The organism is Methylophilus medardicus, assembly GCF_006363955.1.
Lineage (GTDB): Bacteria > Pseudomonadota > Gammaproteobacteria > Burkholderiales > Methylophilaceae > Methylophilus > Methylophilus medardensis.
On the sequence record NZ_CP040948.1, the window covers coordinates 380,351 to 396,608 of the forward strand.

Genomic DNA, 16,258 nt, shown 5'->3' on the forward strand with positions numbered 1-16,258 from the left:
TGCACCATCGCAACAGAGGTTTTGCGCACCACGGCGTTTTGCGCAGAATGCGTGTTTTTGTTACAGTGCAAAGCATTAAAAAAATAGGAAAGAATCCCGTTATTATGAGCATTTTTTGGCGCCGAATAGGCTGGGTGGGCATCGCTGTCATGGGGGCGACCGCGCTGTCACGTGTGGCGTTAGCACGGGGGGAATCATTAAACGCATTGTGGTTGATCACCGCTGTGGTGTGTGTTTATCTGATCGCTTATCGCTTTTATTCCGCGTGGATTGCAGCCAATGTGCTCGCTATTGATGCTACTAGGGCTACGCCGGCTGAGCGCCTGAATAACGGGCGGGATTATGTGCCGACCAATCGCTGGGTCGTGTTTGGACATCACTTCGCCGCAATTGCCGGGCCAGGCCCTTTGGTGGGGCCCACCTTAGCGGCACAGTTTGGTTATTTGCCAGGCACGTTGTGGATATTGATTGGTGCGGTGCTCGGCGGTGCGGTGCAAGATATGGTGACACTATTTTTGTCTACCCGTCGCAATGGGCGCAGCTTGGGCCAGATGGCAAGGGACGAGATTGGCGCCATCGGCGGTACTGCCGCGCTCATTGGTACGTTTTTGATCATGATTATTCTGATTGCGGTACTGGGGCTAGTGGTTGTGAACGCGATGAAACACAGCCCTTGGGGCACCTCCACGGTCGCGGCCACGATCCCAATTGCCATGTTAGTGGGTGTTTACATGCGCTACATTCGTCCCGGACGCGTGTTGGAGGCTTCTCTGTTAGGGGTCATTTTATTGCTGGCTGCCGTCGTGCTTGGCGGTTGGGTCGATCACCACCCGCTATTAGCCGGATGGTTTGACCATGAAGGCTTGCCGCTGGCGTTTAGTGTGATCGCCTACGGCTTTGCAGCGGCGGTATTACCGGTTTGGTTATTGCTGGCGCCGCGCGATTATTTGTCCACCTACATGAAGCTGGGTACGGTATTGATGTTGGCGATTGCCATCCTTTGGCTGCGTCCTGAGATACACATGCCCGCCATCACCCCATTTATTGATGGTAGCGGCCCGATTTTCGGTGGCAAATTGTTTCCGTTTGTTTTTATTACCATTGCCTGCGGTGCGATTTCAGGCTTTCATGCCCTGATTGCCAGCGGCACCACCCCTAAGCTTATTAGCAGTGAGGCCGATATTCGTATGATTGGCTATGGCGCGATGTTGCTAGAGAGCTTTGTAGCGATCATGGCAATGATTGCGGCTACCGTGCTGGAACCTGGCGTTTATTTTGCGATCAATAGCCCAGCAGGTATCGTAGGCAAAGAAGCGCTCGACGCGGTAAACACGATTAGCAGTTGGGGCTACCAAGTGAGTGTTGAGCAAATGCAACAGCTGGCAAGTGCAATGGGTGAGAGTACGCTGTTTGCGCGCACAGGGGGCGCGCCAAGCTTGGCCGTAGGCATGGCCAGTATTTTGGGCACAGTATTCGGTAAACATCTGCTGGCGTTGTGGTATCACTTTGCCATCATGTTTGAGGCGATTTTTATTTTGACCACGCTGGATGCTGGCACCCGTGTCGGCCGTTTCATGTTGCAAGATATCTTAGGTCATTTGCATCCCAAGCTGGGTGAAACTTCTTATATGCCCTCGGTGATTCTGACCAGCGCTCTGGTGGTGGCGGGTTGGGGGTATTTTCTTTATATCGGTGTGATCGATCCCAACGGCGGCGTTAATATCTTGTGGCCCTTGTTTGGTATTGCCAACCAGATGCTGGCGGCGATTGCGCTCTCTGTGGCGACGGGCGTGCTGATAAAATCCGGTAAAGCCGCCAAGACTTGGGTGACGGGCTTGCCGCTTCTCTGGTTATTGGCGATTACCAGTACGGCCGCTTACCAAAAGTTGTTGAGTGAAGATATTCGTGTCGGTTTTTTTGCAGCGGCGAATGATCTTGCAAAAAAACTGTCTAGCGGATTGCTGCCACCAGAAAAAGCAGCCGTTGCCCCGCAGTTGATTTTTAATCAACAGCTGGATGCTTGGCTAACCATGTTCTTTGTGGTGATGTTGTGGGTCGTGGTGCTTGATATGGTCCGAATGAGTTGGCGCTACTTTTCACACCAATCCATCAGGCCCTCAAGTGAGGTGGATTACGAAGTTTCAAAACTTGCTTAAGGTGGGAGTCGCAGCATGCATGCATTCAAACAAATTTGGCAGCGTATTCGTCAGTTGTCTGGCGATGATGCTTATGAGCGCTATCTGACGCATTATGCCCAAGTGCATGCGGCACAGCCCGATGCTGCGTTACCCCTCTCACGCGCAGCATTTTTTAAACAATGGCAAGAACAGAAATGGACAGGAGTGAAACGGTGCTGCTAACAGTCGAAGATATTTCGCGGATCATTGAAATGGCTTGGGAAGACCGTACCCCGTTTGAGGCGATTGAATATCAATTTGGCCTCAAGCAAGCGGACGTGATCGTGTTGATGCGACAGGAACTCAAGCCCGGGTCGTTTATGTCCTGGCGCAAACGCACGCGCGGTCAACAGACTAAACACCAAGCGTTGCGCAGTAAAGCGGTGAATCGGCACTGCTCAACCTATCAGCACAAACAATATCGGCCATAACGCTTGCCAGCCGCCTGAATGTAACAAAGCTGTTTCAGGCGCGCATGTGGCAGCGGATTCAGTTAAAATAATATTTTAACGACTACCTTAGAATTCCTCATGCCTAAATACCGTTCTCACACGACCACACAAGGTCGTAACATGGCTGGTGCTCGCGCGTTATGGCGTGCCACTGGCATGAAAGATGAAGATTTCTCTAAACCCATTATTGCCGTCGCCAACTCTTTCACGCAGTTTGTGCCTGGGCACGTGCATTTGAAAGACATGGGCCAGCTGGTGGCGCGTGAAATCGAAAAAGCGGGCGGGGTTGCCAAAGAGTTCAATACCATCGCGGTAGACGACGGGATTGCCATGGGCCATAGCGGCATGCTGTATAGCTTGCCAAGCCGCGACCTGATTGCTGATAGTGTTGAATATATGGTTAATGCCCACTGTGCAGATGCGCTGGTGTGTATTTCAAATTGCGACAAAATTACGCCCGGCATGTTAATGGCTGCGCTGCGCTTGAATATTCCGGTGGTGTTTGTCTCTGGCGGGCCAATGGAAGCCGGCAAAGTGAACTGGCAAGGCAATGTGCGCAAGCTGGACTTGGTGGATGCCATGGTGGAAGCAGCGGACAGTCATGTCAGTGATGCTGAAGTCGCCGAAATTGAACGTTCTGCCTGTCCGACTTGTGGCTCTTGCTCGGGGATGTTCACCGCTAACTCTATGAATTGTCTTACCGAGGCCCTCGGCCTGAGTCTGCCGGGCAATGGTTCTACCTTAGCAACCCACGCTGCACGTAAACAATTGTTTTTGCAGGCTGGTCGATTAATTGTTGATCTGGCTAAACGGCATTATGAGCAAGACGATTACAGCGTACTACCTCGCAGTATTGCCAATATGCAAGCCTTTGAAAATGCCATGAGTTTGGATGTGGCGATGGGGGGCTCTACCAATACCGTCTTACATTTGCTGGCCGCTGCCCATGAGGCTGGGGTGGATTTCACCATGAAAGACATCGATCGTATTTCGCGTCAGGTGCCCTGTGTCTCCAAAGTCGCCCCCGCTACCAGCAAATATCACATGGAAGATGTGCATCGCGCAGGCGGCGTTTTTGGTATTTTGGCTGAACTCGATCGTGCGGGGGTGATTCATACCGAGGTGCCTACTGTTCACAGCCCCAGTTTGGCAGAGGCATTGGCCAAATGGGACATCGTGACCACGCAAGACGAAGAGGTGAAAAAGTTTTATCGCGCCGCACCGGGTGGTGTTGCGACCACGATTGCGTTTAGTCAGAGCATGTTATGGCCAAGCTTGGATGATGATCGTGAAAATGGCTGTATCCGCAATAAAGCGCATGCCTATTCGCAAGATGGTGGCTTAGCGGTGTTGTACGGCAATATTGCACTCGACGGTTGTATCGTTAAGACGGCCGGTGTAGATGACAGCATTCTTAAATTCAATGGCCGCGCGCGCGTGTTTGAGAGTCAAGATGCGGCAGTAGAAAGCATCTTGAATGATGAAGTCGTCGCCGGTGATGTCGTCGTGATTCGCTATGAGGGCCCGCGAGGCGGGCCGGGGATGCAAGAAATGCTTTACCCAACCTCTTATTTGAAATCCAAAGGCTTGGGCAAAGCGTGTGCGTTGCTGACCGATGGCCGCTTTTCGGGCGGAACCTCAGGCTTGAGTATCGGCCATGCATCGCCAGAGGCCGCAGAAGGGGGCGCCATTGGCTTGGTCGAGGAGGGGGACTTGATTGAAATTGATATCCCCAACCGCACCATTCATTTGGTGATTACCGATGAGGAAATGGCACATCGCCGCGGTCAGATGGATGCCAAGGGCATCGATGCTTGGCGGCCACAGAATCGGGAACGCGTCGTTTCGCCAGCCTTACGCGCTTATGCTGCCATGAGTACCAGTGCCGCGAAAGGGGCCGTGCGTGATGTGACACAGATTGAAAGGAGACGGTCATGAGTAACGAATGTAGCATCCTCTCCAAGAGTATGGAAATGACCAAGCGCCTGAAACTGCATGCGCACGTGAATCAATGGCAAGACGAAAATGGCCTGCAATATCTAGAGATTGATAATCCGCTTGCGACCGGCAAGATTGCCCTGCAAGGGGCGCATGTGATGCAATGGCAACCTAAGTTTCTTGCGAATCCCGTATTGTGGTTATCCAGCAATGCGCGATATGTCAAAGGGCGTTCTATTCGCGGGGGGGTACCGGTGTGCTGGCCATGGTTTGGCGCACATCCGACCGATAGCACCTTGTGTCCGCATGGGTTTGCGCGTGTGATTCCATGGCGTGTAATGGACATTGACGCGACGCCTACCGGCGCCACCAGAATTATTTTGGAAATGCAGCAAACGCCCGAGGCGCAGCGCCAGTTATCCTATCCATACGAGCTGACCATGATCATTACCATCGGTCGTCGCTTGCGCATAGATCTGGCAACCACCAATTTAGCTGAGCATCCGTTTGTCATTAGTGAGGCTTTCCACACCTACTTTAATGTCAGTGATTTATCCAATATTAAAATTACCGGCATGCAAGACTTGGTTTATCTGGATAAATTGCTGAAATACGAACGTAATGTGGAACACGAGGCACTGACCTTCGACGGCAAAGAATATGACCGCGTTTACGTGCATCATAGCTCCGATTGTGCGATCCATGACAGCGGCTATAACCGCATCATCCATGTGTCTAAATCTGGTAGTGATACCACGGTCGTATGGAATCCTGGTGCTGAAAAAGCAGGCTCCATGGGCGATATGGGCGTTGGTGAAGAGTGGCGTAAGACCATTTGTGTCGAAACCACTAACGCCATGGACAACATGGTAGTGATCAACCCTGGGCGAAAACATGTGCTCAGTGCAGAGTACTCGATCGAGACCTTGTAACATTGATGTGGCACGTGTCAACGATTAACCAGCACGTGCGTTTTTAGCATGTTGGCAAAACGCCAAACCAGTTGAAATTATCAGAATCACCGCCGGTTTTAGTGGTTTTTCTATTGTGGATTTTGACTGGTCAGGTAATATGCCACATGCATGAGAATTGCATTACGGGGTTCTATTTGTTTAGAGGATATTCAAGGAGATCGCATGAAAGTTTTATTATCCGCAGTCGCAGCAGCGACTTTGTTGATGGCTGGTTCCGCACACGCTGTGGACGCAGCTGCTGCTAAAGCATTGGCACAAAAAAGCGGCTGTTTGGCTTGCCACAGTATCGATGCTAAAGTACTTGGCCCAGCATACAAAGATGTTGCTGCCAAATACAAAGGTGACAAAGGCGCTGAAGCCAAGCTGATCGCCAAAGTGAAAGCCGGTGGTAGCGGTGTTTGGGGCAATATCCCAATGCCAGCAAACAGCCCACAAGTGAAAGACGAAGACATCAAAACCATCGTTGAGTGGGTATTGTCTCTGTAATTTCAAACTTGCTTTGAAATAAAAAAGCCGACTGCATGGTCGGCTTTTTTTATCGGTATCAGGCGCGCAACTTACTGTGTCTGAATGAATAAGCAAAATAAAAAATTACCCCCACCACTGCCCAAGCGATAAAGCGGTGCCAGGTCTCAGCCGGTAAAAATGACATCAATGCGGCGCAGGATAAGATGCCCCCCACCGGAACCAACGGGTTAAATGGATTTTTAAACGGGCGAGCGAGGTTAGGATGGGTTTTGCGCAAGCGCATCACGCCAAAACAGACCATGATAAAACTGGCTAAGGTGCCAATGTTCACCGTTTCTGCCAATTCACCGAGTGGAATAAAGCCTGCCACGATAGACACGACTGTGCCGCACATTAGGATGATTTTGCTTGGTGTTTGCCGTTCAGGGTTGACGGAAGAAAAGATCGGTGAGATCAGACCATCACGGCTCATGGCGAACAAAATACGAGTCAACCCATACAGCAGCACCAGCAACACGGTAATCAAACCAGCCAATACGCCAGTAGCGACCAGGGTGGATGACCAGGTGTAGCCTAATTTGGTGAGGGCATAAGCCACAGGGGAGGCGGTGTTGAGCTCGGTATAAGGGACCACGCCGGTTAAGGTGCCTGAGACAATGATATAAATTACAGTGCAAAACGTCAGCGAGGCAATCAGACCAATCGGTAAATCGCGTTGTGGTTGCTGGCATTCTTCGGCGGCAGTTGAGACTGCATCAAAGCCAAAGTAGGCGAAAAACACTAATGATGCGCCAGCCAGCACACCGATATTTTTACCATTGTCTAAGGTTTCAAACCAGCCAAATGGCATAAAGGGTTGCCAGTTGTCGGTGCTGATATGTCCCACCGATAAGGCCAAAAAGATGGCAATCGTCGAGAGTTTGATGATGACCATGATATTGTTGGCGCGGGCACTTTCTTTGACCCCAACCATGAGTAGCAAGGTCAATCCCCAAATAATGGCAAATGCAGGCAGGTTAATCACGCCCCCGAGTACCGGTGCTTTGGTTAAGTGCGCTGGCAGCTGCCAGCCCAAATTGCTCATGGTATTGACGAAATAACCTGACCAGCCGTTGGCTACCGCAGCGGCGCCCACCCCATATTCGAGGAGTAGCATCCAACCCATCATCCAAGCAGCAAATTCGCCAAACGCAACATAACTATAACCATAGGCGCTGCCCGACCCCCCAATCGAGGCCGCCAGCTCGGCATAAGACAGGGCGGCAAATCCCGCGGCAATCGCGGCAATGATGAAAGAAACCATGACGGCGGGACCCGATTGCGTGGCTGCTGCAATGCCTGTGAGTACAAAAATTCCCGTACCGATAGCACCACCAATGCCAAGTAAGGCTAGATCAAATGCCGTTAAACATTTTTTTAAGCCAGTATGCGCATGCGCTTGAATAGGTTTTTTGCGCAGTAATTGTTCTAACATGAATGATTTCTCCCCTAATGTGCCTAGGGTAAAGCAATCGTTATACCAGCGTCAATGCTGCCCCGCCGATTAGCTCGCGTAATGCTGCTTCAAGGTGGCGATCATATAGCTGTGGTCGAGCACGCCAGCGCTCTCGCGGATGCTGTGCATGGCCCACATGGGGTTACCCACGTCTACAGTGGCGATACCTAACTGTGCTGCCATGATCGGGCCGATGGTGCTGCCGCAACCCAAGTCGGTGCGGTGTGCGTATTGCTGGTGCGGTACGTTGGCTTGTTCACAGAGTTGCATAAAGCGCGCTGCGGTGACGGCATTGGTGCTATACCGCTGATTCGCATTCGTTTTAATCACTGGCCCATGATTCACTTGCACATGGTGACAAGGTTCATAGCTGCCTGCATGATTGGGGTGAAATGCATGCGCCATGTCGGCACTGATAAAAAAGCTGCTGGCAAAACTGCGGATTTTATCTTCTTCAGTGAGTCCGTTGGCCTGACAGATACGCGCAATGACATCCAATAAAAAACTGCCCCCAGCACCAGTCGCACTTTCAGAGCCGACTTCTTCATGGTCAAATAGCGCGCAAATGGCAGTTGTCTGAGGTTTGTGCGTGTGCAATAACGCCTCAAGGGCCGCGTGACAAGAGGCCAAGTTGTCCAGTTGGCTATTGGCAATAAATGCCTGATCGACTCCCCAGAAATTCCCCCTTTGTGTATCATACAGCGCAAGATCCCAACTCACGATTGCGTCCGCCGGCACGGCTAACTTGCCTGACAGTGCTTCTATCAGTTGCGCTGTTGCAGCGTCAGTGTTGGCGGCATGGCCAAAAATCAGGGGTAGCCCGGTTTGTTTGTTAAGTGCGAGTCCTTTTTCATTGACTTCGCGATTCATATGAATCGCCAAGTTGGGTAAGCGTGCGATGGATTGATCGAGTCGGATCAGTCGGGTTTCTAAGCCGTCGGCGCTGCGGAGGATGACGCGTCCAGCCAAGCTCAGATCACGGTCTGTGAAAGTTGCAAGGATCGGGCCCCCATAGACTTCAACACCTAGTTGGCCGAGTCCTTCTGTGCTGTATGCTGCCTTGGGTTTCAAGCGCAATCCGGGTGAATCGGTATGGGCGCCAACGATACGAAAACCACTTTCGGCAATCGGTTGCTGCCCGAGCACAAAGGCAATGATAGAACCGCCATCGCGCACGACAAAATATTTGCCCGATTTTTTAAATTGCCAAGGCTCTTGCTCGCGCAGGTTTTTAAAGCCTTGCGCTTTCAGTTGTGCAACCACGGTCTCAACCGCGTGCCATGGGCTGGGGCTTCGATCAATAAAGTCCAGCAGGGCTTGCGCTTGTTGTCTGGCTTCTACTGATACTTGCATGATTACACCCAGTCTTTCTCAATCAAAAAATCACTGTATAGTTTGGCTTCAGCGCTGTTACTTTCTGGTTTCCAGTCGTAGCGCCACTTCACAATCGGCGGCATAGACAGCAAAATAGATTCGGTGCGGCCATTAGATTGCAGTCCGAAAATTGTGCCACGATCAAAGATGAGGTTGAACTCTACATAGCGGCCACGGCGGTAGGCCTGAAAGTCGCGTTCGCGCTCGCCATAAGGGGTATCTTTGCGTCGTTGCAAAATCGGCAAGTAAGCATTGATAAAGGCATCCCCCACGGCACGTTGTAAGGCAAAACTTTTATCAAAACCTAATGCGCTGAAGTCGTCAAAAAAGACGCCACCCACGCCACGCGGTTCTTTGCGATGCTTGAGAAAAAAGTACTGGTCGCAGTCCTTTTTAAAGCGGGGATAATAATCTGCCCCAAAGGGCGCGAGCGCTTCTTTATTCACACGGTGAAAATGGACGCAGTCTTCTTCAAACCCATAGTATGGCGTCAGGTCCATCCCGCCGCCAAACCACCAGATATCTTCTTCGTCGGCTTGCTGCGCGCGGGCCACAAAAAAACGCACATTCATATGCACCGTCGGCACATAGGGGTTGCGCGGATGAAATACCAGCGAGACGCCCATGGCTTCCCAAGGTCTTCCTGCTGCTTCGGGGTGGGCGACGCTGGCGGCTGGCGGAAGTTTATTCCCTAACACATGCGAAAAGCCGACACCGGCGCGTTCAAACACATTGCCACCTTCGAGCAGACAAGAGTTGCCACCGCCACCTTCAGGCCGCTGCCAGCTATCGTTTAAAAAATTTTTGCCATCCACCAATTCAATGGCTTCGACAATACGTGCCTGCAATCCCTGCAGGTAATCAAATACGGCTTGCGGCTGAATGCGATCTGTCATGAGTATTAATTTTTAATGGCGCGATAGCCAATGTCTTTGCGGTATTGCGCACCGTCAAACTGGATTTGCTCAACGATTTTATAGGCTTGTTGTTGCGCAAATTTGACTGTTTCACCAAGGGCTGTCACACACAACACACGCCCGCCGCTGGTGACTACTTTGCCGTCTTTCAGCGTGGTGCCGGCATGAAACACATGGCCATCTTGTATATCCTTGGGAAGGCCGCTGATCTCATCGCCAAGTCTTGGCGTGTCTGGATAGTGGGCGCTTGCCATCACCACGCCCAGTGCAAAACGCCAGTCCCATTCGGCTTTCGCTTGGTCCAGGGTGCCATTTACAGCATGTTCAGCCAGCCCCACCAAATCTGATTTCAAGCGCATCATGATGGGCTGCGTCTCCGGATCCCCCATGCGGCAATTAAATTCGAGCGTTTTGACGGTGCCCTCTGGGCTGATCATGAGGCCGGCATATAAAAAACCAGTGTAGGGGATACCGTCTTTGGCCATGCCTTCAACGGTAGGGATAATGATTTCGCGCATGGCTTTGGCGTGGATCTCTGGTGTGACGACTGGCGCTGGCGAATATGCGCCCATGCCGCCCGTATTGGGGCCTTGATCTTGGTCCTGCAGGCGTTTGTGATCTTGGCTGGTCGCTAGCGGCAGAATATTTTTACCGTCCACCATCACCATAAAACTGGCTTCTTCACCGCTTAAAAACTCTTCAATCACGACACGTGCACCCGCATCACCCAGCTTATTGTCCGACAGCATGGCATCCACCGCCGCATGGGCCTCTTCAAGATGCATGGCGACCACCACGCCTTTGCCAGCGGCCAGACCATCAGCTTTAATCACAATGGGGGCGCCATTCGCCTCGATGTAGTCGTGCGCAGCGGCGGCATCGCTGAAGGTTTGATATTTGGCTGTTGGAATATTGTGACGGACCATGAACGCTTTAGCGAAATCTTTGGAGCTTTCAAGTTGTGCAGCTGCTTTGGTCGGACCAAAGATTTTTAAGTCCGCGGCGCGGAAGGCATCGACCACGCCTTGCGATAATGGCGCCTCAGGGCCGACGATGGTGATGGCAATTTGTTCATCTTCGGCAAATTTGACCAATTCGTCTATATTGGTTATTGGCACGTTGAGCATGTCTGGGTTGGTGGCAGTGCCTGCATTACCCGGCGCGACATACACGCGGCTCACCGCTTTGTTTTGTGTCACTTTCCATGCCAATGCGTGTTCGCGACCGCCAGAACCAATCACTAAAACTTTCATTTTTTATTACCCAATCAAGTTTAAAGCCACAGAGTGCACGCAAGACCAAAAACAACACGCGGATGCAGCTAGCATCGGGGCGCCTATGCGCGCGCGGAGCCTTCTGTGGTAAATCGTATTAATGTCTAAAGTGACGGATCCCGGTCACCACCATCGCCAGACCACGCTCATCTGCCGCGGCAATGACTTCTTCGTCGCGCATGCTACCACCGGGGTGAATCACACAGCTTGCGCCTGCATCCGCCAACACATCGACCCCGTCACGGAACGGGAAAAATGCGTCAGAAGCGACCACAGACCCCTGTAGACTCAATCCGGCATTTTGCGCCTTGATGGCTGCAATTTTAGTGCTATCGACACGGCTCATCTGCCCAGCGCCTACGCCCAAAGTCATGCCATTGCCACAGAACACAATTGCGTTCGATTTCACATATTTGGCGACGTTCCAAGCAAACAGCAAGTCTTGCAGTTGTGCTGGTGTGGGTTGCAGTTTTGTGACCACTTTGATGTCTGCCAGTTGCAAATCGTGATTATCGGCAGATTGCAACAGAATGCCAGACCCCACGCGTTTAGAGTCGACCGCATTACGACCCTGATCCCATGCATGCTGGCCGCCGGGCGGTAAAGCGATTTTCAACACACGCACATTGGCTTTGGCAGCGAAAATGGCCAATGCTTCGGCGGTAAAGTCAGGGGCAATCAATACTTCGACAAATTGCTTAGATACCGCTTCTGCCGCCGCGCCATCTAGGGTGCTGTTAAACGCAATAATGCCACCAAAGGCCGAGGTCGGATCTGTTTTCAGCGCTTTGCTGTAGGCTTCAAGTCCGTTTGCGCCCAAGGCGACGCCACAAGGATTTGCATGTTTCACAATCACGCATGCTGGGCCAGTAAAGGATTTGACGGCTTCCCAGGCGGCATCGGCATCCGCAATATTGTTGTAACTAAGTTCTTTCCCTTGTAGTTGTTGTGCGGTGGCAAGACTGCCGGGCGCCGGGTACAAGTCACGGTAAAATGCGGCTTGTTGATGGCTATTTTCACCATAACGCAGGTCTTGCACTTTGACAAAGTTGCTATTCATTTGGCCAGGGAACTGCTGAATGACGGGTTTGCCAGTGCTTTCGGTGTCTGCAAAGTGAATAGCAGACAGGTAGTTGCTGATGGCCGCATCATATTGCGCGATACGGTTAAAGGCAGCTACAGATAGTTGAAAGCGGGTGGCTTTTGACACCGAGCCCTGATTGGCTTTTAACTCACTGATGACCGCCGCATACTGTGCTGCATCCGTCAGTACCGCAACATCGTTCCAGTTTTTTGCGGCGGAGCGCACCATGGCAGGACCGCCGATATCGATATTTTCGATAGCATCTTCTAGCGTGCAGTCGGCCTTGGCTACGGTAGCTTCAAACGGATACAGATTCACCACCAGCAAGTCGATGGTTTCGATGCCATATTGTTGCATCGCGGCTACATGTTCCGGCAAATCTCGACGGCCCAACAGGCCACCATGCACCTTAGGATGCAGTGTTTTGACACGGCCATCCAGCATTTCTGGAAAGCCAGTAAAGTCACTGACTTCTTTCACCGGAATGCTGTTGTCACGGAATAGTTTAGCCGTGCCACCAGTCGAAAGAATTTCTACGCCGAGTTGGTGCAGGGATTGTGCCAGTTCAAGGACTCCGGTTTTATCGGAGACACTAATAAGCGCGCGTTTAATGGTCGTCATGAATGTGAGTGGAATTGCGTGATAAAGAAAATGAAAAGGTCTGGTGATGCATCATCACCAGACCCGGGTTAAGTCTATTCCAGGCCGTAGGCGGCCATTTTTTTTCTGAGCGTATTACGGTTAATGCCCATCATATCAGCGGCTTTGCTCTGGTTGCCACCGACCTTGTTTAGGACATACTCCAGCATGGGTTTTTCAACACAGCCCAATACCATATCGTAAATGGCGTGCGGTGGTTGGCCGTCGAGGTGCGTGAAATAGTCATCCAGTGACTCGCGCACGGCCAGACTCAATTTGCTATCAGTTTGCATCAGGCGGCCAGCTCCTCATCACCATTGTCGTCGTTTTCAACGTACACCAGTCGATCATTCTTTGCTTTGAGTTCACCAAAAAAGTCGTTGATCGCGTGTAATTGCAGCTCAATGGTTTGCAGGGTGTTCATATTGTGTCGAAAAGCAGCGGAGCCGGATAAACCTTTGGTATACCAGGAGATATGTTTACGGGCCACGCGCATGCCGGTCAGATCGCCATAGAATTCGTACAAATCATGCAAATGTTCCAGCATGACTTGGTGAATTTCATCCACAGTGGGCGGGAGCATATGCTCGCCGGTGTTCAAAAAATGCTCAGTTTCACGGAAAATCCAAGGCCTGCCTTGTGCGGCGCGTCCAATCATCACCGCATCTGCACCTGTGTAATCCAATACAAATTTGGCTTTTTCGGGGGTGGTGATGTCACCGTTAGCAATCAGCGGGATACGGATCGCCTGCTTGACGGCGGCAATGGTGTCATATTCTGCATCGCCATGATAAAGGTCGTTGCGCGTGCGGCCATGAATGGTCAACGCTTGCACCCCGATATCTTCCGCCATTTTGGCGATCTGAATTGCATTTTTGTTTTGCCTATCCCAGCCGGTGCGGATTTTAAGTGTCACCGGCACATCTACCGCGGCCACGACCGCTTTGAGGATTTGTGATACCAGCGGTTCGTCGCGCAATAACGCAGACCCGGCCATCACATTACATATCTTCTTGGCGGGACAGCCCATGTTGATATCAATGATTTGCGCGCCATTGTCGACATTATGTTTGGCGGCTTCGGCCATCATGGCCGGTTCGGCGCCTGCAATCTGTACCGAAATCGGGCTGACCTCTCCCTCATGGTTAGCGCGGCGCTTGGTTTTTTCACTGCCATACAGCAGCGAATTAGACGTGACCATTTCAGACACGGCGAGTCCGGCACCCATTTTTTTGCACAGCATGCGAAATGGGCGATCAGTGACACCCGCCATGGGGGCAACAACGAGGTTGTTCTTTAATAGGTGTGGTCCGATTTGCATGGATGGCGTGCTTGGATAAGTCAGTGAAAAGACTGACTATTTTAACTGCAAATCGTCGATCAGGGAATGCGTAAACTGGATTTTTTGCTTATTTTTTACGCAGTTTGATGTGCGTGTCTATGAGTTGCTGCGCGCGGTCACGGAATAAAGTGCCTTCGGTGTCCTTCACCCACATGTGTAACAAGCCGGAAAAAAACAAGTGCGTATCCATCGCCAGTTCTGCGGCGGTCAGTTGCGTGCCCACTTGGCCAATCTCTTGCGCTTTTGCATACGCCTGTTCCATTTTGTGAACGAGTCCGCTACAGTTGCTTAATATGGATTGCAATACATCGGCAAACTCATCGACATATTCACATTTGGTCATCATGACTTCATAGGTGGCGCGGGTGGTGGGGTCGTCATCCAGCACCTGTATGGTGCTTTCGAGGTGTTTGCGAATACGTCCCAACGGGTCAAAATGCGGTTCGTCCACGTTGCCCAGTAGCGTGTCATCCATGCGATCGATCAGCGGAAGGTAGACCTCCTCACGCATGGCATGAAACAGTTCTGCCTTGTTTTGAAAATGCCAATAGACTGCGCCGCGTGTGACGCTAGCGTGCGTGGCGATCTGTTCCAGACTCGTTCGGCTGACGCCTTTGAGAAGGAACATTTCGCGTGCAGCATCAATAATGCGCTGACGCGTGATTGCGGCATCTTCTTTGGTTTTACGTACCATCAGTGGTTATCGCTCTTAAGTTTCATTAAAGGTTCTTGGTTGTTTGATATTTTAGCAGTGATGCTCGCCTGACGAGACAGCAAATTTTTTGCAAAACCCATTTACATACATTCATGTTTGTATATAATATACATCCAAGACTGTATGTAATCAAGTCATTTTTAAAATTTTAAGAGGATAACATGTTGATTTCACGGACTATCCAGCCTCATCGTACCCTGCTCGTGCTTGCTTTAGGAATGGCGTTGGCCGCCTGCGGAAAATCATCCAGCGGGCAAGCGCCGGCGGCGGGCGCCATGCCACCGATGCCGGTCACGGTACAAACGGTCACGGCAGAAACAGTGCCAGTGCAAACTGAAGTGGTCGCGCAAACTGAGGGCGCCAAGCAAATTGAAGTGCGTCCACGTGTGGGTGGCATTATCTTGAAGCGCCTCTATCAAGAGGGCGAGCCAGTCAAGGCTGGTCAGGACATGTTTCTGATCGACCCCGTGCCATTTCAACTGCAAGTGGAACAATCTAAAGCGTTGATTGCACAGCAAAAAGCCCGCATTGAGCAAACCGCGCGTGAGGCGCAGCGTTTAAAAGGCTTGCTCGAAACGCGCTCGATCAGTCAACGTGAATACGACAACGCCGCGTCAGATAACGCCGTGGCTGCTGCAACGCTGCTGCAATATCAAGCGCAGCTGCGTGAGGCTGAATTGAATTTATCCTATACCCATGTCAAAGCGCCTGAAAGTGGCATTGGTGGACGTTTTGTGTTGTCAGAAGGTGCGCTGGCCAGTGCCAACACCACCTTGTTGAGCACCATTGTGCAAGTGTCACCAATTTGGGTACGTTTTAGTTTATCTGAATCTGAGCTGCTGACCTTGGGCGGGCATCTGCGTCCCGGGCGAGTGCAGGATGTGCGCTTGATTCTGGCCGACAATACCGAATACCCACAAGCCGGCAAAATTAACTTTTCTGCCAGCCAGATTGATCCTGCGTTAGGCACGCAACAGTTACGCGCTGAGTTTCAGAATGCTGATCGTGCGTTGTTACCTGGGCAGTTCGTGCGCGTGCGCCTGACCACGGGTAAACGTGATGGGGTATATCTGATTCCGCAAACCGCTATCTTGACCGGCCAACAAGGAAAATTTGTGTTTGTAGCTGAAAAAGACAAAGAAGGTAAAACCATTGCGGCAGCGCGCCCGATTGCGGCGGGTGGCTGGTTTAACGACCGTTGGGTTGTGCTTAATGGGTTGACAGCGGGCGATCAGGTGATTACCGATAATCTCATCAAAGTCCGTCCGGGCGCGCCGGTAGCACCGCATGCCCCAGACGCCGCGCCGCCTGCAGCCGACAAAACCAAAGGCTAGAACGCACTAGGTTTGAAGTTAGTTTTCGATTTAATCATGTTATGTGGGGCCTGCGTTTGAAATTCAGGCCCGTCT

General features: G+C 51.5%; 15 protein-coding genes. 7 read left to right on the forward strand and 8 right to left on the reverse strand.

Annotated elements, in window-relative coordinates:
• Positions 1–104 precede the first annotated feature (104 nt).
• The 6 genes from FIT99_RS01895 to FIT99_RS01920 all read left to right on the forward strand — a co-directional run bounded on the left by FIT99_RS01895 (position 105) and on the right by FIT99_RS01920 (position 6,027).
• Positions 105–2,156, forward strand: coding sequence for a carbon starvation CstA family protein (locus FIT99_RS01895; RefSeq protein ID WP_140002388.1), 2,052 nt, complete (start codon positions 105–107; stop codon positions 2,154–2,156).
• Between the two features lie 15 nt (positions 2,157–2,171).
• Positions 2,172–2,360, forward strand: a complete 189-nt coding sequence (locus FIT99_RS01900; protein ID WP_140002390.1) for a CstA-like transporter-associated (seleno)protein — start codon at positions 2,172–2,174, stop codon at positions 2,358–2,360.
• Complete coding sequence (locus FIT99_RS01905) at positions 2,333–2,608, forward strand: TIGR03643 family protein (protein WP_140002392.1); 276 nt, start codon at positions 2,333–2,335, stop codon at positions 2,606–2,608. Before FIT99_RS01900 ends, FIT99_RS01905 begins: the two co-directional genes overlap by 28 nt.
• Positions 2,609–2,707: 99 nt before the next feature.
• Complete coding sequence (gene ilvD / locus FIT99_RS01910; protein WP_140002394.1) at positions 2,708–4,567, forward strand: dihydroxy-acid dehydratase; 1,860 nt, start codon at positions 2,708–2,710, stop codon at positions 4,565–4,567.
• Complete coding sequence (locus FIT99_RS01915) at positions 4,564–5,499, forward strand: D-hexose-6-phosphate mutarotase (RefSeq protein ID WP_140002396.1); 936 nt, start codon at positions 4,564–4,566, stop codon at positions 5,497–5,499. The genes ilvD and FIT99_RS01915 overlap by 4 nt, the downstream gene beginning before the upstream one ends.
• Positions 5,500–5,703: 204 nt before the next feature.
• Positions 5,704–6,027 (forward strand): c-type cytochrome, encoded by a 324-nt coding sequence (locus tag FIT99_RS01920; RefSeq protein ID WP_140002398.1) that lies wholly within the window; start codon positions 5,704–5,706, stop codon positions 6,025–6,027.
• A gap of 58 nt (positions 6,028–6,085) precedes the next feature.
• Here FIT99_RS01920 and FIT99_RS01925 read toward each other — a convergent pair whose 3' ends face one another.
• The 8 genes from FIT99_RS01925 to FIT99_RS01960 form a co-directional block, all read right to left on the reverse strand.
• On the reverse strand, positions 6,086–7,483 hold the full coding sequence (locus FIT99_RS01925) for an amino acid permease (protein ID WP_140002400.1): 1,398 nt from the start codon (positions 7,481–7,483) through the stop codon (positions 6,086–6,088).
• A gap of 69 nt (positions 7,484–7,552) precedes the next feature.
• Positions 7,553–8,857: a M18 family aminopeptidase gene (locus FIT99_RS01930; RefSeq protein ID WP_140002402.1), complete on the reverse strand. Its 1,305-nt coding sequence runs from the start codon at positions 8,855–8,857 to the stop codon at positions 7,553–7,555.
• A gap of 2 nt (positions 8,858–8,859) precedes the next feature.
• On the reverse strand, positions 8,860–9,774 hold the full coding sequence (gene hemF / locus FIT99_RS01935) for an oxygen-dependent coproporphyrinogen oxidase (protein ID WP_140002404.1): 915 nt from the start codon (positions 9,772–9,774) through the stop codon (positions 8,860–8,862).
• 5 nt (positions 9,775–9,779) lie between these two features.
• A complete protein-coding gene (gene purD / locus FIT99_RS01940) occupies positions 9,780–11,048 on the reverse strand; it encodes a phosphoribosylamine--glycine ligase (RefSeq protein ID WP_140002407.1) in 1,269 nt (422 codons plus the stop codon).
• 118 nt (positions 11,049–11,166) lie between these two features.
• Positions 11,167–12,774 (reverse strand): bifunctional phosphoribosylaminoimidazolecarboxamide formyltransferase/IMP cyclohydrolase, encoded by a 1,608-nt coding sequence (gene purH, locus FIT99_RS01945; protein ID WP_140002409.1) that lies wholly within the window; start codon positions 12,772–12,774, stop codon positions 11,167–11,169.
• 74 nt (positions 12,775–12,848) lie between these two features.
• On the reverse strand, positions 12,849–13,085 hold the full coding sequence (locus FIT99_RS01950) for a helix-turn-helix domain-containing protein (RefSeq protein WP_029148035.1): 237 nt from the start codon (positions 13,083–13,085) through the stop codon (positions 12,849–12,851).
• Positions 13,085–14,113 (reverse strand): tRNA dihydrouridine synthase DusB, encoded by a 1,029-nt coding sequence (dusB, locus tag FIT99_RS01955; RefSeq protein WP_140002411.1) that lies wholly within the window; start codon positions 14,111–14,113, stop codon positions 13,085–13,087. Before dusB ends, FIT99_RS01950 begins: the two co-directional genes overlap by 1 nt.
• A gap of 88 nt (positions 14,114–14,201) precedes the next feature.
• Entirely contained in the window at positions 14,202–14,828 is a 627-nt protein-coding gene (locus FIT99_RS01960; RefSeq protein ID WP_140002413.1) for a TetR family transcriptional regulator, read from the reverse strand.
• 182 nt (positions 14,829–15,010) lie between these two features.
• On the opposite strand from FIT99_RS01960, the gene FIT99_RS01965 reads away from it, so the two are divergent.
• A complete protein-coding gene (locus tag FIT99_RS01965; RefSeq protein ID WP_140002415.1) occupies positions 15,011–16,183 on the forward strand; it encodes an efflux RND transporter periplasmic adaptor subunit in 1,173 nt (390 codons plus the stop codon).
• Positions 16,184–16,258 lie beyond the last annotated feature (75 nt).